Consider the following 16,828-nt stretch of genomic DNA (forward strand, 5'->3'; position numbering starts at 1 on the left):
GCAGCTGCTGCCTTGATGTCTGCTTGCCAAGAGCATGGAAAGTGGCGCCTTGGAGAAAGGAGGAGGGGGAGAAAGGAAGAGGGGGAGAAAGGAAGAAGGCGGGAAAAGGAGGGGATGCAAGAAGGGGAGCGGATATGTCTGTGAGGGGGTGTGCATGCTGGAAGGTCCTGTTGGAGTGTGTGTTGGAGGGGTGTGCTGGGTGCCTATGGGGATGTGTGGTGGGGCATGTGTTGGGATGCCTGTGTGGAGGGGGTGGGTTTGTTGCCAAAGAGTTTGCTTTTCATTGAAGGTTTTGCAGCTGCTGCCTTGATGTCTGCTTGCCAAGAGCATGGAAAGTGGCGCCTTGGAGAAAGGAGGAGGGGGAGAAAGGAGGAGGGGGAGAAAGGAAGAAGGCGGGAAAAGGAGGGGATGCAAGAAGGGGAGCGGATATGTCTGTGAGGGGGTGGTGCATGCTGGAAGGTCCTGTTGGAGTGTGTGTTGGAGGGGTGTGCTGGGTGCCTGTGGGGGGACTTGTGTGGGGAAAACGCTTTTGTGATGAGAGCAAAATGGTCGATGTTGACGCGTTTTGCTGTGTGAATCGCCTATCCAAGTGTTGTTTTGCCGCCCTTTGTTCTGTGTTGTTTTGTCCGATGCTGTTGCTGTTGTGGCTTTGAAGCATTTTTATCCCCGCGCGTGCTTGAAAAATACGTTGTTTTTGTGATGTCAAAAATTGTCATTATAGTTGATCAAACTGCGGTAAAGCGTGTCGTTGTTCTCAGAGGTAAAAGATGAGGAGCTTCCCTGTTTTTGCTGTTCTTGCCGCTCAATCTCACGGCGAAACCAGTTGCGCCACGTGGCTTGCCAGTCTACTTTGAGTGCTTCTTTGCCGCTCTTGGCTTGCCAATAGTCGCGAAACTTCTTGGCTTGCCAATGGGCTTGGCTTTCACTCAAACCTTCTGAAACTGCCGCCTTGATGTCTGCTTGCCAATGTTCAGGAAGACGGTGCCCTTTGGCAACTGAGGCTGTGGTTTTTTTGTTGGAAGAAGGCGAGATGGAGGTAGAGAAAGTGGGGGGTGGGAGAGTAACCTGTGGGAGAGTGGTGGCGGATTTTGTTTTTTCCCCCGTGACAATTTGTGCGATAGGGGCGGGAGTGAACTCGGCTTGGGGAGCGTTTAAAGAGGGAGCACTTTTTTGCGCCGTTTCTGCTTGCGCAGGCAAAGAGAGAGGTGAATCAAGAGCCGATAAGGGTGATGGGTGATCGCTTTGTTCAAAACTCTCTTCGCAGGAAAAACAAGCTTTTGTCTCATCAAACAAAATTTTCTTTTCTAAAACACCGTAAGGTGTTTCCTTTTCTTCTTCTTCTGCCTTTTGAGCTTCTGAGCTTTGTTCACCATCTTTTGTGCGCTCGTTAAGCAGTTGTTGAATCTCAGTATTGATTTTCTTGCGTTTTTTTGCCGAAGAACGTCCCGCAAAGGATTTTTGTTCAAGCAGTTTTTCTCGCTCTTGAAAAATATTTTCGCAACGCTTGTTCCATAACCCATTGGCTAAATTTAAAATCTTGCCCTCTTGAATGAGCATCTCTAAAACATTAACAAAAGTTCGCTTGTCACAACCACAAAGACGCGCTAAACGTTCTTTCGATATTTCTAAAGGTCGGCCACGGGCATACATTTCATTGAGAAGAATCGTATAGATTCCAATTTCGTGTGCGCGCATCCCACGTACACCTCCTAGAAAGTCATTTTGATACCAACAAACATATGGAAGCCTAGACGATTCATAATGAGGAGTTTCTTGTTGATTAGCGTGTTTCATACTGCAATCTACTTTCTTCTTTTTTATACATTTTTATTGATGATAAAAGCTCAAATAAGGATTTAACTTGTGTTGCATTTGGCTCTGTTCGATGATGACTAGAGGCTTCTTTACGATGCTTATAAATGATTGGCGGTGCTTGAAGCGCATGCAAACTTACGATTTAAGATTGCGGTGATGAAAAAAATAAAGAATACCACACATTCTCAACGTACTTGCTTTTGGGCAGAAGCTTTGGAGAGTGGTCTTTTGTATCCGGTAGGGTGGTTAAAGTGTTTTTATGATCTAAAAATAAAAAAAATTCCCCCTAAAAAATAAAATTTGTTTCCTTAATTTTATCCTTTTTAGAGGATAATGCAAGCCCGTTTTATAAAAAGGACGTGTTTTTTTTTAAAGACGCGCTATATGGTGAAATTATGAATATCGATGGTTGGCGTCAAAGATTAAGGATCGCTTTGGAAAAAAGTGGGCGGTCAAAAAGATCTATCTCCCTCGCTGCCGGTAAAGGCGCGGGGTACCTTCATTCTATTCTTTCTGAAGGAAAAGAACCAACAATAGAATCTCTCTCGCGAATTTGTCACGAAATTAATATCAGTATGAATTATATTCTTTATGGAAAATGGGCTAGCCCTGAAGATAAAGAATTTATAGAGCTTATTTCGAAACTCTCTCCGCAAGAGAGACAGGCGATTTTGACTCTTTTGCGGCGACCAATTGACGAAGCTTCAAAATAACTTCCTTCTGTGCTTTTGAATCAAGGCGACTCCAGTATTTTATTAATATTATATCACTCATTTTATCTCTCCTGTGTGTTTATAATTGCAATTGAGTAAGAACAAATAGAGAACAACAAAGGGACATGAGGGGAATAAAGAACAATAGATTTTTATTTATATATGTCATTTGAACCCCGTAAAGATTTAAAATATATCTTTTATGAAGGATAAAATGATTGACATCTCTCCTATAGAGGATATAAGACTAACGCTATATTTGGCCTTGTCAAGACAAAGCTAGGCTTTATCAACTGTCTAAAGGGGGAAAATCATGAAAAATATTCCATTCATTAAAGAGGATGAAATTATTGTCATTCTTTGCGAAGACGAAAATCCTGCTACTTATGAAGGACCTATCGACGAAATCGAAGAAGTGCTCGAACTGATTGAGGAATATGAAACTGTTTATAGAGTTTTACGACTCGATCTGACAACTTCTCATGCGGAAGATGTTGCTGAACAAATCGCTGATTTTTATGTCGAAAATCATGAAATAAATGAAGAAAATACTCAATTACAGCCCTTCATTTTGAATAGTGAAGCTTATCATGCTTGTTTAAATGAAAGAATGGCGTGCGCTTATGAAGATAATCTCTATGGCTCTTATGAAAAACAGCATCGTTTACGCCCATGTGATGTCTTGACAGATTATTGGTGGTAAACATGCCAAGTTATCTTAAGACTTCTTATCGAGGATTTCCACTTTATTATGCTGGAAATACACGAAATTTAATCAGACTCGAACCACAAAAACACAATGCTATCCTTTTCATGTCGCAGAAAGACGCTCAGTCTATGGCAAAAAATTTGGCGGAAGAATATCTCTGCTATGATTTTGCCGTCGTGCAATGGCAGGATTGAAAAGAGTCCATAATGATGGCCCAAGGGGTTTTTCATTGTGGTGACAATGGTGCACCTTATGCTTTCGTTCTTGGGAGGGAAGCTTAGGAGGGAGCCGCTTGGTGGGCGACTTGGTGGGCGACTTGGGGGGCAACTTGGGGGGGGAGGAGCTTTGCGGGGATTTTCTTAGCCAATATGGAAAGGGGGGCATGAAGAAAAAAGCCTATATATGAGAAATTGCGGGCTCTTGTGGGGGGCGTTGCCGGCTGGTTCATTGGGGGGGATAAGGCAATGGGGGCAGCGGGTTATCCAGTGGAATGATACGAAAGCATGCTGGAGAACAAAAATGAGGCTTTTAGGGAAGAGAAGCAGCAGTGCAGCGTGGAGGAGGTGTAAATCTATAAAAAGGCACGTTCAAGGGGGAAAAGAGCTGGTTTTTGTGTTTTTGCGGCACGCAAGTAGGGAGCTTGGAATGATACGTAAAGCATGCTGGAAAAAGGAAGGAGGAGTTTGACGGGGGAGGTCGTTAAAGCTTGTTTAGACGTATTGGGACACGGGGGGCTTCTGGGTGCTTTTGTGTTGAGTGCTGGGGGAAGCCGCAATGAAAGGGCCCAAGTGCTTTTTCATTGCGGTGACAATGGTGCACCTTATGCTTTCGTTCTTGGGGGGAAAGCTTGAGGGAAAAGCTTGGCGGGCGACTTGGGGTCATGAATGTGAAAGCATGGTGGGAAAATGGGGGGAAGCGGGGAGATTGGAGCACATGCAAGGCGTATGCTGGAGGGCAAAACAAGAATGAGACGGGGTGGGTTGTTGAAGCTTGTTTAGACGTATTGGGACACGAGGGGGGATGTAAGGGGGGACAGATTTTTGTGGTTTCAGCGGCACAATATTGAAGGATGCAGGATTGAAGGATGCAGGATGTTGTCGTTTTGAGTCCGTGTGAAGGATACAGCTTAAAAAAGGTGAATGCTTTAAAGAGGATATATTGCAAAACACTTTAAAAATGAAGGGGAGAAATACTATGCCAATCATTATCGATTGTATTCAAGGAACAGAAGAATGGCAGAAGGTGCGTAGTGGTTTGATTACGGCTTCTTTGTTTGAGATGGTTATGGCACGAACAAAACAAGGGCAAAAAACGTCACGCTATCAGAGTGTGATGATGAAATTGGCGGGAGAAAGAATTACAGGAAAAACCGTTGATGAAGGAACAACGCTTGCTCAGCGACGCGGGACTGAATTAGAACCAATCGCGCGACAGCTTTATGGAAAACTGACACATACAGAACCTGAATGTATTGGCTTTGTTTTGGCTGATGATCGCGGACAAGGATTTTCTCCCGATGCTTTTGTGGGAAAAAATGGCTTATTAGAAATTAAAACAAAAAAACCTGAAATTTTGATCCCTCATTTTACTCAAAAGAGCTTTCCAGCAGAACATAAAGCACAATGTCAAGGAGGATTATGGATTTCTCAACGCGAATGGGTGGATTTAATGCTCTATTGGCCGGATATGCCCCCTTTGATTAAACGGGCTTATCGTGATGAAGCCTATATTTGCAAGCTTGAAAATGAAATTAGCCGTTTTAATGAGGCTTTGGAGAAGATGGTACAGCAAATTAAATCTATTGGGACAGGTTTTCATATAAGAACAGAAATTGCTTTGAAGGAGGGGGAAGAAAGGGTGCTTGGAATGAAGACAAGGCGTATGCTGGAGGGCAAAACAAGAATGAGGCGGGCAAGAAAGGGATCTTGTGTAGCGTTGAGGAGAGGCAAGCTTTAGTCATAAGGCAAGAAGTAGGCGGAAAAGCAGGTGGTTGTTGAAGGGAGAGAGGCTTCGCGTGACAGCTATTGCTTGGGAAAATGGAAGAAGGTGTTTCAGAGGGGAAGTCAAGTGAAAAATAAGAGAGATAAGGAAAAACTTTGGGGGAAGATGTTAGGGAAGTGAGATAGGAGATGGGCGCGCGGTTCTGGCCGCTTTTGTGTTGTGCTGTGTTTGGGGGCGCGATGAAAGACCCCCATGATGGCTAAGTTGCCGGACAAGTGCTTTTTCATTGGAGAGGAAATGGTCCTTGTGGTGCTTTTGTTCATTGAGAAAGAGTCGTTTGAGGGGCGTTTTTTTAGCCGATATGGGAAAAGGATGTAGGGGCATGAGAAAAAGACTGTGTGGAGTCAAGTGAGCTTGGTGGGGGAAAGGTTGGGGGGCAGATTGTGGAAGAAAATAGAGGGGTGGAGGAAACGGGAGAATAGGGAAAGAACGGATAAAGACGCGACAACCTTTATGGCTCTCGACAATCCCTGGTTATAGAAAATCAAAAATGACCACACCTTGTAAATTCACTGTGGGACTGATCTTAAAGCTCTTCAAAAGTACTGATCAATAGATACTTCTCCATATAACTTTGATAAATGATATTAGTATGATCTCGAAGATAAATGCACCAATATTTACCAAATATCCTTTTATACTGATGAAAATTAATAACCCTATACTTAATTATTCCTAGTGGTATATTCCACGTAAAAAACGAAATTATATAACACATTATAGGTATTATTCCACAAATAATGAAAATTACATTCATGATACTACCAATTACATGCTCGGTATTATCTTGTCGTCTGTTCTCTTGGTTTCTACTAATTTCAGAAGCTTTGTGATTATCTTTAAAAGCTTTATGGTAGAACTGATTGTAAGCAGCTCTCTTTTGAGGATCTTTAAGAACTTCATAGGCTTCACAAATTTTTCTGAATTTTTGTTCTGCTTCGGTACTAGAATTATGATCAGGGTGGTATTGCAGAGCTAATTTACGAAAAGCAGATTTTATCTGTTTATCATTGCATGCGGAGCTTACACCAAGAATTCCATAATAATCGTCTTCATTTACTATCATTAATACAGCCACTTGTGTCTTGCTCTTATTTTATAAGATCGTTTAATTGATGCCCTTTGAATGTATCAATATGTGTTACTTTTGTGTTGAAAAAATACAATAAATTGTATGATAACGTTACTGTGCTTTGGCATTCTGTATCTAAAGGTGGCGATAGATAGTGCAAAATGCTTGAAAATACAGGAGACCCTTTGAGAAGCACTTTTCATAAAGTTATGGAATGAATAGATCAAAGTTTATGGTAATTTTGTATATTCTACGATAACTCTGTATAAGATCTCAATTTCATGATCAAGTTTCTCAAGTTCTTTCTTGTTTTTAGCTATACGCTCTTGATATGTCTCTATGTGTTTCATAAGGTTTGAGAGATGTGTGTGCTCATGAGAGTGTTTTGCTTCATTCACATGTCGCATTGCATCTATTTCTAATTCTATAAGGCTACACAGAGTATTAAATACATGATGTCGTTTTTTGATTATATTCTGCCATTTTTTTATTATATTGACATGTTTTTCATAGAGCGGTTGCGATAACTGCTGCTTGTTTTCCAAAAAAAATGTTTTTTCTATCCAGAGAATTTGGTAGAATTTTTCTTCCCACTAGCGACTTCCATTAACAAGGAAAATGCGGAACAATCTCTCTCTTTCTGTAATTTCTTTTGAAGAGAATAGTTCATTCGAATGAGTATATCCCTTTGAAGAATAAAAAAGATGCGTTGTTAAAAGGGCGATAATTAAGACGCTTCTCAATAAAGACTGTTTAATTAACATTGTTTTTTATACCCTCTTAGTGATTGATTATAGTCATTGTGAGAGGGCTTAATGGTTCTTTAGAAGTATTTTGAAAGGCGTTTTATTATCCGTTTAAAGATTTTTTAAATACTGCTTCCATTTTTCAAAAGTGCTATATCTTACGGGCGGTTTTACATTTTCTTTGGGCATCATGGCAAGGTATACCTCTCTAGCCATAACGCACATTGTTGCTGTGTTTCTAAAACGAGTGAGTTCATTGCCTATTATGAGCAGCTCTGTCTGGAGAGTTTGTTCTTTTCGACTAATGCCATTGGGAGAATCCAAAAATTTTTCTGCATACGCAAACATTGGATCATCAAAGTTTGTTTCAAACTTTGCTTTGAGGAAAATATTTTCTATATAATCCCAATTTTTCCTGTATTTCATCCCGTTAGCTTTAAAATCCTTCAGTCTTGTTGGTAAGTCGTTAAAGGTAAGTGTGGGCATCGTTTTATCACCTTGCCATAAATCAAAAAAACGTCCACAAAAAACAAGCAATATGTGATAATGTTTTAAAATATTGAATTCTGGAGGATTACTGGGCAATGTTATTATTACTGGGCAATGTTATTAAATGCCTCCAAAATTGACTTTTGTCATGGGGGATGTCTACAGTCCATTCCATATACGCTTTTAAATATTCTACCTCTTTTTTTGCTTTTTCTAATTTCTGAGAATATGCTAAAGGAGTGTAATTTTCATGGACATATTTTTGGTAAAGCCTATCGTATTCAGCGAGATCGCTTACTTGAGTACAACCCAATAATAGGGATACAGAAAAAAACGTTATAAATATTATGACGTACGTTTTGAATAATAATTTTATCATTTTAACTTTTAATGATTATCATAAATACTTAACTGATTTCTGTTAAATAAATCAATATATGTTATTTTTGTGTTGAAAATATACGTAAAAACATGTTTAATAAAAATGGTTATAGTGATCATAATGTGTCTAAATAAAGGTGTGGTACTGGCTAAAACCCCGCATATGTGGGGTTTTAGCTTATTGGAGGAGGTATGACAGCAGAAAATATGCAGAATATATAAGGGGACTCTGTAACCAAAATGGTTGTCCTAGGGACGGGGGTAGGAGGGAATATCCAGAATACTTCAAATGAAATATACTTGTTGTTGTACATTCACGCACTTGTTTTAAAGAAACATCTCTCTCTAAGCTCATTTCACACCTATTTCATGCCGGTATTCGTAAATTTCATACTGTGCCTGTGAATAATATCGTGAGGGGTATAACGATAAAGCCCCATAGATTATAAGCTCTTTAGATTATAAAGTCCGTAGATTATAAACATTGCGCATCTTATCTTTACTTTATGAAAAAGTAAGTTGGTCCCATCTTTGGCTCGGTGCCAAGATTGCGATATGGGCTGTAGTTTTTGAGACGATTCATAATTTCATTCACTGTGGAGGGATTTTTTATAAAAGGCATGCTTTTCTTGGAAAGTTTCACGCCATACGGATCTTTCTGCTTGTGAACTGTAAGCGAAGAGGGGTGCTTGATTTCAATAGAACAGAGGGAAAGAACTTTTTACCCTTCGGGCTCTTATGCAAGAGGAATAACGCTATCCGTATCAATTAAAGTATTCGTGTAAAAAAGATGCATGTTGAAAGAGGGGGGCTTAGAGCACGTGGAAAATCATAGTGTATAAAATTGGCAATGAGGGATCTTCTTTGAAACGGCGGGCTATCAATTTTCTGGCATATGGGATGTCTGTTATATAGCTGGTATATAGGATGCCTGGTATATGGGATTTTTGCCATATGGGAGCGTGGGGTGGCTTCTTGAAAGCTTTATTGAGGGGGGGCTGGAAAGATAAGATTATGGGGTTGGAGGCGGCTAAAGGTATCAACGGGATGTATTCAAACAATGAGTTTATAATAATTCATTATTGAGATTCAATTTGAATTGTAATGAGAGCCCAGAATGGTGTGAGATGGTCTTAGTCCTCTTATTCAAACGTTCTTATATTGAATCAAGTAAAATCGTTTGCTTGCATATTACAAGCGGGATGAGCTTGTGGGGGAAAAATATTCAAGAAATAAAATATTGAAAAAATAAAAATGCCTATATCGTCTCAAGTGACAAGAGCTGTTGCAACAGTGAGGCTTGGTAAAGAGAAGGATAGGGAAAATCTTACAGAAAGGAAAGAGAGGGAGAAGCAAGGAGAGAGAGGGAGAAGCAAGGAAAGAGGGAGAAGCAAGGAAAGAGGGAGAAGCAAGGAGAGAGAGGGAGAGGCAATGGGTGGGGGATATTCTTTGGGGTGTGTCAATTTCAAAAGCCGTTCGCAAAGCATTTTGGAAATTAAGCGTGTCATTGAGGCTCTTGATTTTGAAAGCCATTGGTTTTGAAGCCATTGAAACCCATGGTTTAAAGAATGGAGGATTTGATAAAGCTGATGGAGGATGGTGGAAAAGAGAAGAGGAAAGAAGAAAAATAAAGAAAAATAAAATGGTGCTGCGAGAGAGGATTGAACTCTCGACCTCTCCCTTACCAAGGGAGTGCTCTACCACTGAGCTACCGCAGCCCTTTTCAATCTTTGCGCTGTCTTGTGCCATATTGTCAGAAAATAGGCAAGAGAACATTTGTATATTCTTGCAAGAAAACGTATCTTATGTCATGACATATGTTTCTTATATGCTTAAATATTTAAGGTTATGAGTTGCTTGATAGAAGCTCAACACTGTTTAAAAGGTTGCGCAATGACACAAATGTATCAAAAACAAAAACAAAATGAAATTAATCATCAAGATGAAAAAGCAAAACGACGTCAAGAAAGATTGGCACAACAATTGCGTCAAAACCTGAAACGTCGAAAAGAGCAAAGTCGTAAAAGAGCACAAACAGAACTCTAAAATGCAAAAAGTTCTAAAATGCAAAAAAATGTTTTTTAGTAAATTTTTGCAACCAAACTTCTCAATAATTTGTTCTCATAGTTAGAATGCGTTCTAAAACAATTAATAAAGCATAACTTCCCGAAGGGGGATAATCCTTTGGAAGGGCAGGCACAAAGGAAAAGAGGGAAAACACGATGGATTCTATTCAAATTGTTGGGGGAAAAAAACTTCAAGGAACAATTCCTATTTCTGGGGCAAAAAATGCTGCATTGCCTCTTATGATTGCAGCGCTGCTTACTGAAGAAACACTCACTTTAGAAAATATTCCGCATCTGGCCGATGTCGAATTGCTTATTCGTATTCTCAATAATCATGGGGTTGGATATGCCGTTGATGGACAAGAGTTTAACGATGAATGTGTGAATTCAAGAACAATTCATTTTACAGCGCAAAAAATAGCCACAACACGGGCGCCATACGAACTGGTGAAAAAAATGCGCGCAAGCTTTTGGGTTATCGGACCTCTGCTTGCACGATGCGCAGAAGCTTATGTTTCACTTCCTGGAGGATGTGCTATCGGAACACGACCTGTCGATTTTATCCTTGAAGGACTGAAAACTTTAAGCGCACAGATTACTATCGAAAATGGATATGTTCATGCAAAAGCGCTAAAGGGGTTAAAAGGTGCTCACTATCGCTTTCCTAAAGTCACTGTTGGTGGAACCCATGTGATGCTGATGGCGGCGACAATGGCAAAGGGGACAACCGTTCTTGAAAATGCGGCTTGTGAGCCAGAAGTGACAAACCTTATTCGAACCCTGAATGCTATGGGGGCTCAAATAACCGGTGAAGGAACAACAACACTTACAATTGAAGGGGTGAAAAAACTCAGCGGTGCTAGAGTACGCGTTATTGCTGATCGAATCGAAGCGGGAACATATGCAATGGCTGTTGCTATGACGGGAGGAGATGTCTTTCTTAAAAATGCAAATCCTAATCATCTCACAAAGGTGCTTAAGGTGCTCCAAAAAACAGGACTCGAGATTCAAATAGAACCTCAAGGAATTCATATTAAGCGAAATCCAAAGAACACCAAAATTATGCCCGTTGATATTAAAACAGGACCTTATCCTGCTTTTCCAACGGATCTCCAAGCGCAATTCATGGCGCTCATGACACGGGCTGAAGGAATCGCGCATATTACAGAGACGGTTTTCGAAAATCGTTTTATGCATGTTCAAGAACTCAATCGCTTAGGGGCACAGATAAAGCTTGATGGGCAGACGGCAACTGTCTATGGAACAGAGAATTTGCAAGGGGCTCCTGTCATGGCGACGGATTTGCGTGCTTCTGTTTCTCTTGTGATTGCAGCATTGGCAGCAAAGGGAGAAACAATCGTCAATCGTGTTTATCATCTTGATCGTGGATTTGAGAGATTAGAAGAAAAATTGGCTCGTTGTGGCGCAAAAATCCAACGTATCACAGTGTAAAGCTTTCAAAGTGTAAACCTGTTAAAGATATGCTGAATGCTTTGCGCTGTGGTTGAGGGGGGCGATTGCTTGGGGGCGTTTTAACACAATGTTTGCTTGTTGGGAGGGGCTGGGCTTGGGGCGCTGGGCTTGGCTGGTGCATTTTTAATGGTTTACTCTCTTGCTTGTGGAATTTTGGAGCCGTACATTCTTGATGATTTTCTCAATAGTTCTTTCAAATCTCCATCTTTCAAGGGTATGGCTTTTGTGGCTGCTGTTTTCTTTTCGGAATGGTTTTTCTTTCGTGTAAAGTTTTGCTTCTCTCACTCTTGAGGAGGCTCGTGATTATTGTCTAAGTTTCGTTCATGGCGCTCATGACGCGGGGTGCATGACACGGGCTGAAGGAAGCGCGCATATTACAGAGACGGTTTTCGAAAATCGTTTTATGCATGTTCAAGAACTCAATCGCTTGAGGGTGCCGATAAAGCTTGATGGGCGAGAGGGCAACCGTCTCATGGAACAGAGAATTTGCAAGGGGGTCCCGTTATGGCGACGGATTTGCGTGCGCTTGTTGTTTCTCTTGTAATTGCGGCCCTCTTATCTTGTTACATTGGCAGCAAAGGGAGAAACAATCGTCAATCGTGTTTATCACCTTGATCGTGGATTTGAGAGATTAGAAGAAAAATTGGCTCGTTGTGGCGCAAAAATCCAACGTATCACAGTGTAAATCTGTAAGATGTCTCTCAAGAATGGCTTTGGGAGGGGGTGATATGTTGTTAGGTGTGCTTTTGGGAGGTGTGATCTCAAAAATAAAGGGTTATTAGTCCTCTCAATAAACCTGGGTTTTATTTCATGGTTTTGGAGTTTTTACGAGCGGGCATAAAAGTTTGAGAGGCGGGGTGGAGCTCATAAAATAAAGACTGTTTTTAAATTTTATTGCTAATTTCCTGAAATTGCTTTATACCTTAAAGGGTAACTTTGGTCGTCTACGCAGCGATCAGTAGGGTCTGAAAGCCCTAAAGTTCAGTACATAAGATTAGCCTACTTTTGTAGGTATCCCGGGATTCCGGGAGTTTTTGCCATGTCCAGGTGCGATGAGCACTAAAAGCAAAAAAAGCTGACTGAACTCAGTACTTTCAGACTCCCGGAATACCAATGCGAGGGCGCTCGCAACCGGCAGGGGAGCTTGAAGTGAAAGCTAAAAATCCACACTTTAACGATATTTCGATAGGCAGAAAAATTCGCTTTAAAAGAACAATGATCGGGATGTCGCAAAAGAAATTAGGTAGCCAGTTAGGTGTGACTTTTCAACAAATCCAAAAATATGAAAAAGGCTCTAATCGTATAGGAGCTGGGCGTTTACAAGAAATTGCCGATATTCTTAATGTTCCCATTTCTTTTTTCTATACGGATCTCTCAACAAAAGAAAATGTCTTGTATTGCTGTGATGAAAGGATTTCAAGTAAAGAAGAGCATATCCTTTTGAAAAGTTTTAGAGAGCTCAAACCTCAAAAACAGAAAGCAATTTTGTGTTTGATTGTCTCATGAGATAAAAACACTGTTTTAATTTTTATTGCTGGTCTCCTGAAATTATTTTATGAACAAGCACCAAGGTTCTCGTCGTATAGTGTGGTTGAATGGTGGAACCCAAAGCCTGAAAATCCAAGATGAAACATTAGCCTGCTTTATAAGTATCGCGAGATTCCGGGAGTTTTTGCTATGTCCAGGTGCTCTCTAGCACTAAAAGCAAAAAAGCTGACTCGGATTCAGTGTTTTTGACTCCCGGAATACCAATGCGAGGGCGCTCGCAACCGGCAGGGGAGCTTGAAGTGAAAGCTAAAAATCCACACTTTAACGATATTTCGATAGGCAGAAAAATTCGCTTTAAAAGAACAATGATCGGAATGTCGCAAAAGCAATTAAGCAGTCAGTTAGGTGTGACTTTTTAACAAATCCAAAAATATGAAAAAGGCTCTAATCGTATAGGAGCTGGGCGTTTACAAGAAATTGCTGATATTCTCAATGTTCCCATTTCTTTTTTCTACGCTGATCTCTCAACAAAAGAAAATGCTTTGTATTGCTGTGATGAAGGGATCGGAAGTAAAGAAGAGCATATCCTTTTGAAAAGTTTTAGAGAGCTCAGACCTAAAAAGAAGAAAGCAATTTTAAGATTAAATTTTCGTTAGAATCAAAAAAAAATTAAAGAGGCTCTTGCTAAATAATAAATTATTATATAAAGCTTTTTCTAGAGAAGGGGGTTAACATTTCTCCTCCCCCCCCCCGCAGAAATGTCCAAATAAAACCTCCTTCTCATCATTTTAAAAATCACGAAAATTTTTATCCTTTATCTTTTATCCTTTTAAAAAGAGTGACTTATTTGTGCTAGAAAAGTTGCTGTATTAGGCAAATTGGAGGGCGGGGTGTTTTTAGTAGGGATTTGGGAAGGGCTGGAAAAATCGTCTTGCCAAATAGAGTTCTCAAAAGAAAATATTGGAGAGCTATCATCCAAAGGGCGCACAGTGGAGAGCGATCATCAAAGGGGCGGCTTAAAAAAGCTACCAAAAATCCGGAACTTCAGGCTTTAAATGAGGACCAATCCGTACCGCTGAGACCTTTTCTGCTAAACCGGTGCGATCTGAAATCTCAACCGCTAAACCACAAAGGGTGGCTTCTCCACACGCCGGTTCAAAACGGTCTTGCTTCGTCTTATAAAGAAAACGGTGTAAGGGTTCTTCTTTATCCATTCCAAGAGAGGAGTTATAATCTCCACACATGCCTGCATCTGTTAAATAGGCGCTCCCACCTTCTAAGATCTGCGCGTCAGCCGTGGGAATATGCGTATGGGTGCCAACGATAACACTCACACGACCGTCAAGAAAATGGCCAAAACATTGCTTCTCGCTTGTCGTTTCTGCGTGAAAGTCAAAAATAATCGTATCGGCTTGCTCCATCAACGAACAGGCAAGCAGAATATTTTCCGCTGTTGCAAACGGGTCTTCTACTTTGCACGGCATAAATACGCTGCCCAACAGATTGGCGACAAGAACACGGGCGCCATTTCTTGCCGTAAAAACACCAGAACCTCTTCCAGGTGTTTCTTTCGAAAAATTGGCAGGGCGTAAAAAACGATCACTCTCATGGGCATACTGCAATGCTTCTTTGTGAGAAAAAGCATGATTGCCTGTGGTGACAACATCAACACCGGTCATCAAAAGATCTTGATACGTCTCTTGCTTAAGACCAAAACCACCAGAGGCGTTTTCACCATTTACCACAACAAAATCAAGCTGCCATTTCTCAATCAGTTGAGGAAGGTGTTCAAAAACAGCTTTACAGCCCGTGTTACCAACAATGTCACCTAAAAATAAAAACCGCATAGGCGCTTTAATCACATTTTAACATTTTAAGAAACCTTTTTCTGTAAAAATGCCCTGTAACTGTAAATCATATTCTGTCGGAGGAATAGAGGAAACCTCCTGACATGAAAACCCTATGCCCCATAATGTCATTTGATGCCCTTGTTTTTCAAGAGCTTCAACCGCACGGTCATAGTATCCTCCTCCATAGCCAAGACGGTGACAGTGACGATCAAACGCAGAAAGCGGAACAATAATATTATTGGGGACAACAACCTCATTGTCGGCACTGGGACCAAAGGTGCCAAAACGCATGGGCTCTAAAATCGTGCTGGGCGAAAATGCACGGAAAATCATGGTGGTGGAATCAAGAACTGCTGGTAAGGCTAAATGTCCACCGCGTAACGCTACAGCATCCAGTAAAGGACGCGGGTCAATTTCCGATTTAATGGGCCAATAGCCTGCTAAAATGAGGCATGAAAAATCGGTTCCCTTCTTTTCAAGGTATTCAATAAAGTGGCAACAAGCACGTTGCGAAAAGAGTGCGCGCTCTTCTGTTAAAAGAGCATCACGACGCGATAAACCGCTTTTGCGTTGCTGTGTGCGAAGGGATGAAGCAGATTCACAGAGGGGATTTTGTGTCATTGTCTCGTCAATTGTTTTAATAAGATGTTGGCATTTTATCCATTGTTGGCGTTTTGTAAATCTCTGTTAGGACAAGAGCTGTGCTCATGAAAAAAAGCATGAAAAAAGTGTGTGCTCTTTATAGGGGGTATCTTGATGCGATAAACCGCTCTTGCGCTGCTTGCGTGCGAAGGGGTGAAGCAGATTCACAGAGGGGATTATTTTGTCAGTGTTGTCTGTTTTATAAAATAAAGCCCCTCGTCATTTTTATTTCTTGAAAAGAGAGTATCGTCATTGGTCTTATGTAAAAGGATGCTCTCAATTTTAGCTGGAAAAATTTTTATGCAAAAAAGTTATACAAATAAAGGGTGATCCACAACAGCCGATGGAAAAAGCTGATCCCGGGAACCTATACAAATAGGTGGGCGCCATATGAAAAAGCCCACGGGCTTGATCAGGGACAGCTCCCTTGGAGATCATTAAGGTCTCAGGAATACGTTATTTCCTGTCGAGAAGCGCAGAACACCCTCCTTAATATAAAACAATTTCAGAGTTTCTGCTAGGGATAAAATAACCTCGCTCTCTTCTTTTTCATAAAGTATTTCAGGAGAGTTTTTATAACCTTGCTGGTGGCTGCTCGAAATGGCTGTATGATGGATGGCTTATTCAAAGTAAAAAAGCAAAAAATATGAGTGGGGGTGGGTGATTGAGTGACGTAGAACGGTTTATTGGCAATGGCTTGACTGGCTCTTTTGGGACAATGCTTGATTTTTATGTTTCGTGGGAATGCTTGGAGGAGTTTTGAAAGGAATATTTCTTATTCAAGGATGTTTGTTGAATTGATATTGCTTCTTTGAAGTTTTTGCTTTGTGAAGCCATATTTCAGGGCTGTTTTATCAGCTTTGAGGGGTGGAGGAGAGCCGATACGGTATGTGCTGCTATGGTTGAAGTTTAAAAATAAAAACAGATGATGACAGTTTATCAGAGGCGCTAAGCGATGTTTTAAGCTTTTTTCAAAAAGTATTTTTTGAGGATCGTGTTTACAAATTTTTTTTATCCATGATGGAAGGTGTGAAAAGAAGAAACGGCTGAAGAGGACTCAAGCGTGAAGCGTTTTCTTGCTATGAGAGAAATTCTGAAGGAAGTATATTGGAAATGTTTGAACGCTGCCTGCAATACAAAAAAGGTCCAAATTCAAAAAAGGCACTGTCAATTGTGTGTGGGGGTGTGGTTATAAGCAGGGGGCTTTTAATTTATTGAGTGGAATGTGAAGCCGGCTTGCGTCTTATCTAGGTTTGAAAAGATGCCGTAAAGTGTCTTGTTCTTGAATGGTTTTAAAGAGCTTGGGGTGATTGTTCGTCTAGCAGAGCTTGCACGCGCTTTTGAATTCTGCGCATTTGTGGAGTGTAATCCAATGCTGTTTCA

The 16,828-nt window shown here is 40.8% G+C and carries 17 protein-coding genes, 1 tRNA gene, 1 other RNA gene and 3 pseudogenes; 15 read left to right on the forward strand and 7 right to left on the reverse strand.

All coding sequences use genetic code 11. The features are described from left to right. Window positions 1-177 precede the first annotated feature (177 nt). Together ACFIJJ_RS05305 and ACFIJJ_RS05310 are read left to right on the forward strand one after the other, a co-directional pair. Window positions 178-438 carry a hypothetical protein gene (locus ACFIJJ_RS05305; protein WP_375646215.1) on the forward strand — a complete coding sequence of 87 codons (261 nt, stop codon included), beginning with the start codon at window positions 178-180 and terminating at the stop codon, window positions 436-438. Then, window positions 429-653, forward strand: a complete 225-nt coding sequence (locus ACFIJJ_RS05310) for a hypothetical protein (protein WP_375646217.1) — start codon at window positions 429-431, stop codon at window positions 651-653. Before ACFIJJ_RS05305 ends, ACFIJJ_RS05310 begins: the two co-directional genes overlap by 10 nt. 49 nt (window positions 654-702) lie before the next feature. On the opposite strand, the gene ACFIJJ_RS05315 is transcribed toward ACFIJJ_RS05310, so the two are convergent. Further along, window positions 703-1,794 (reverse strand): YdaU family protein, encoded by a 1,092-nt coding sequence (locus ACFIJJ_RS05315; protein ID WP_375622798.1) that lies wholly within the window; start codon window positions 1,792-1,794, stop codon window positions 703-705. Window positions 1,795-2,210: 416 nt separating this feature from the next. On the opposite strand from ACFIJJ_RS05315, the gene ACFIJJ_RS05320 reads away from it, so the two are divergent. From ACFIJJ_RS05320 to ACFIJJ_RS05350, 7 genes are all read left to right on the forward strand, one after another. Next, window positions 2,211-2,528, forward strand: coding sequence for an XRE family transcriptional regulator (locus ACFIJJ_RS05320; RefSeq protein WP_375622796.1), 318 nt, complete (start codon window positions 2,211-2,213; stop codon window positions 2,526-2,528). 313 nt (window positions 2,529-2,841) lie between these two features. Beyond that, window positions 2,842-3,231, forward strand: a complete 390-nt coding sequence (locus tag ACFIJJ_RS05325; RefSeq protein ID WP_375622794.1) for a hypothetical protein — start codon at window positions 2,842-2,844, stop codon at window positions 3,229-3,231. Window positions 3,232-3,233: 2 nt separating this feature from the next. Beyond that, the gene (locus tag ACFIJJ_RS05330; RefSeq protein ID WP_375622792.1) at window positions 3,234-3,431 is read left to right on the forward strand and encodes a hypothetical protein; all 198 of its coding nucleotides are present in this window, start codon (window positions 3,234-3,236) and stop codon (window positions 3,429-3,431) included. Between the two features lie 40 nt (window positions 3,432-3,471). Beyond that, window positions 3,472-3,600 carry a hypothetical protein gene (locus ACFIJJ_RS05335; RefSeq protein ID WP_375646219.1) on the forward strand — a complete coding sequence of 43 codons (129 nt, stop codon included), beginning with the start codon at window positions 3,472-3,474 and terminating at the stop codon, window positions 3,598-3,600. 320 nt (window positions 3,601-3,920) lie between these two features. Next, window positions 3,921-4,088 (forward strand): hypothetical protein, encoded by a 168-nt coding sequence (locus ACFIJJ_RS05340; RefSeq protein ID WP_375646221.1) that lies wholly within the window; start codon window positions 3,921-3,923, stop codon window positions 4,086-4,088. Continuing rightward, window positions 4,085-4,303 (forward strand): hypothetical protein, encoded by a 219-nt coding sequence (locus tag ACFIJJ_RS05345; RefSeq protein ID WP_375622788.1) that lies wholly within the window; start codon window positions 4,085-4,087, stop codon window positions 4,301-4,303. The genes ACFIJJ_RS05340 and ACFIJJ_RS05345 overlap by 4 nt, the downstream gene beginning before the upstream one ends. Window positions 4,304-4,431: 128 nt before the next feature. Then, window positions 4,432-5,193 (forward strand): lambda exonuclease family protein, encoded by a 762-nt coding sequence (locus tag ACFIJJ_RS05350; RefSeq protein ID WP_375646223.1) that lies wholly within the window; start codon window positions 4,432-4,434, stop codon window positions 5,191-5,193. 877 nt (window positions 5,194-6,070) lie between these two features. On the opposite strand, the pseudogene ACFIJJ_RS05355 reads toward ACFIJJ_RS05350, so the two are convergent. Further along, window positions 6,071-6,304, reverse strand: a pseudogene (locus ACFIJJ_RS05355) (DnaJ domain-containing protein); the annotation flags it as partial. Between the two features lie 863 nt (window positions 6,305-7,167). Further along, window positions 7,168-7,542 (reverse strand): hypothetical protein, encoded by a 375-nt coding sequence (locus ACFIJJ_RS05360; RefSeq protein ID WP_375646226.1) that lies wholly within the window; start codon window positions 7,540-7,542, stop codon window positions 7,168-7,170. A gap of 1,638 nt (window positions 7,543-9,180) precedes the next feature. Here ACFIJJ_RS05360 and ACFIJJ_RS05365 point away from each other — a divergent pair. Then, window positions 9,181-9,468 (forward strand): hypothetical protein, encoded by a 288-nt coding sequence (locus ACFIJJ_RS05365; RefSeq protein WP_375646228.1) that lies wholly within the window; start codon window positions 9,181-9,183, stop codon window positions 9,466-9,468. Between the two features lie 101 nt (window positions 9,469-9,569). On the opposite strand, the gene ACFIJJ_RS05370 is transcribed toward ACFIJJ_RS05365, so the two are convergent. Beyond that, window positions 9,570-9,644: transfer RNA gene (locus ACFIJJ_RS05370), tRNA-Thr, on the reverse strand. A 175-nt stretch (window positions 9,645-9,819) separates the two neighbouring features. Between ACFIJJ_RS05370 and ACFIJJ_RS05375 the strand changes: the two genes are divergently transcribed. From ACFIJJ_RS05375 to ACFIJJ_RS05395, 5 genes and pseudogenes are all read left to right on the forward strand, one after another. Next, entirely contained in the window at window positions 9,820-9,972 is a 153-nt protein-coding gene (locus ACFIJJ_RS05375; protein WP_375622776.1) for a hypothetical protein, read from the forward strand. A gap of 176 nt (window positions 9,973-10,148) precedes the next feature. After that, window positions 10,149-11,444: a UDP-N-acetylglucosamine 1-carboxyvinyltransferase gene (gene murA, locus ACFIJJ_RS05380; protein ID WP_375646231.1), complete on the forward strand. Its 1,296-nt coding sequence runs from the start codon at window positions 10,149-10,151 to the stop codon at window positions 11,442-11,444. A gap of 367 nt (window positions 11,445-11,811) precedes the next feature. Further along, window positions 11,812-12,150 (forward strand): annotated as a pseudogene (locus ACFIJJ_RS05385) (UDP-N-acetylglucosamine 1-carboxyvinyltransferase); the annotation flags it as partial. Between the two features lie 428 nt (window positions 12,151-12,578). Beyond that, a complete protein-coding gene (locus tag ACFIJJ_RS05390; RefSeq protein WP_375646233.1) occupies window positions 12,579-12,971 on the forward strand; it encodes a helix-turn-helix domain-containing protein in 393 nt (130 codons plus the stop codon). Window positions 12,972-13,216: 245 nt separating this feature from the next. Continuing rightward, window positions 13,217-13,609: pseudogene (locus ACFIJJ_RS05395) on the forward strand (helix-turn-helix domain-containing protein). A gap of 369 nt (window positions 13,610-13,978) precedes the next feature. Here the strand turns inward: ACFIJJ_RS05395 and ACFIJJ_RS05400 are convergent. The 3 genes from ACFIJJ_RS05400 to ssrS all read right to left on the reverse strand — a co-directional run bounded on the left by ACFIJJ_RS05400 (window position 13,979) and on the right by ssrS (window position 15,930). Then, a complete protein-coding gene (locus ACFIJJ_RS05400) occupies window positions 13,979-14,800 on the reverse strand; it encodes a TIGR00282 family metallophosphoesterase (protein ID WP_375646235.1) in 822 nt (273 codons plus the stop codon). 18 nt (window positions 14,801-14,818) lie between these two features. Beyond that, window positions 14,819-15,424, reverse strand: coding sequence for a 5-formyltetrahydrofolate cyclo-ligase (locus tag ACFIJJ_RS05405; RefSeq protein WP_375646237.1), 606 nt, complete (start codon window positions 15,422-15,424; stop codon window positions 14,819-14,821). Between the two features lie 345 nt (window positions 15,425-15,769). Next, window positions 15,770-15,930: non-coding RNA, 6S RNA (ssrS, locus tag ACFIJJ_RS05410), on the reverse strand. Window positions 15,931-16,828 lie beyond the last annotated feature (898 nt).

It is taken from the genome of Bartonella sp. TT29SHDZB, assembly GCF_042193395.1.
In the GTDB taxonomy this organism is placed as follows: Bacteria; Pseudomonadota; Alphaproteobacteria; order Rhizobiales; family Rhizobiaceae; genus Bartonella.

What these genes read in the sequence shown, in the direction of transcription:
- ACFIJJ_RS05375 (WP_375622776.1), top strand. Translation starts at nt 9,820, where the DNA reads ATGACACAAATGTATCAAAAACAAAAACAAAATGAAATTAATCATCAA.
- ACFIJJ_RS05405 (WP_375646237.1), bottom strand. Translation starts at nt 15,424, where the DNA reads ATGACACAAAATCCCCTCTGTGAATCTGCTTCATCCCTTCGCACACAG.
- ACFIJJ_RS05400 (WP_375646235.1), bottom strand. Translation starts at nt 14,800, where the DNA reads ATGCGGTTTTTATTTTTAGGTGACATTGTTGGTAACACGGGCTGTAAA.
- ACFIJJ_RS05320 (WP_375622796.1), top strand. Translation starts at nt 2,211, where the DNA reads ATGAATATCGATGGTTGGCGTCAAAGATTAAGGATCGCTTTGGAAAAA.
- ACFIJJ_RS05365 (WP_375646228.1), top strand. Translation starts at nt 9,181, where the DNA reads ATGCCTATATCGTCTCAAGTGACAAGAGCTGTTGCAACAGTGAGGCTT.
- ACFIJJ_RS05390 (WP_375646233.1), top strand. Translation starts at nt 12,579, where the DNA reads ATGCGAGGGCGCTCGCAACCGGCAGGGGAGCTTGAAGTGAAAGCTAAA.
- ACFIJJ_RS05360 (WP_375646226.1), bottom strand. Translation starts at nt 7,542, where the DNA reads ATGCCCACACTTACCTTTAACGACTTACCAACAAGACTGAAGGATTTT.
- ACFIJJ_RS05350 (WP_375646223.1), top strand. Translation starts at nt 4,432, where the DNA reads ATGCCAATCATTATCGATTGTATTCAAGGAACAGAAGAATGGCAGAAG.
- ACFIJJ_RS05330 (WP_375622792.1), top strand. Translation starts at nt 3,234, where the DNA reads ATGCCAAGTTATCTTAAGACTTCTTATCGAGGATTTCCACTTTATTAT.
- ACFIJJ_RS05310 (WP_375646217.1), top strand. Translation starts at nt 429, where the DNA reads ATGTCTGTGAGGGGGTGGTGCATGCTGGAAGGTCCTGTTGGAGTGTGT.
- ACFIJJ_RS05325 (WP_375622794.1), top strand. Translation starts at nt 2,842, where the DNA reads ATGAAAAATATTCCATTCATTAAAGAGGATGAAATTATTGTCATTCTT.
- ACFIJJ_RS05315 (WP_375622798.1), bottom strand. Translation starts at nt 1,794, where the DNA reads ATGAAACACGCTAATCAACAAGAAACTCCTCATTATGAATCGTCTAGG.
- murA (WP_375646231.1), top strand. Translation starts at nt 10,149, where the DNA reads ATGGATTCTATTCAAATTGTTGGGGGAAAAAAACTTCAAGGAACAATT.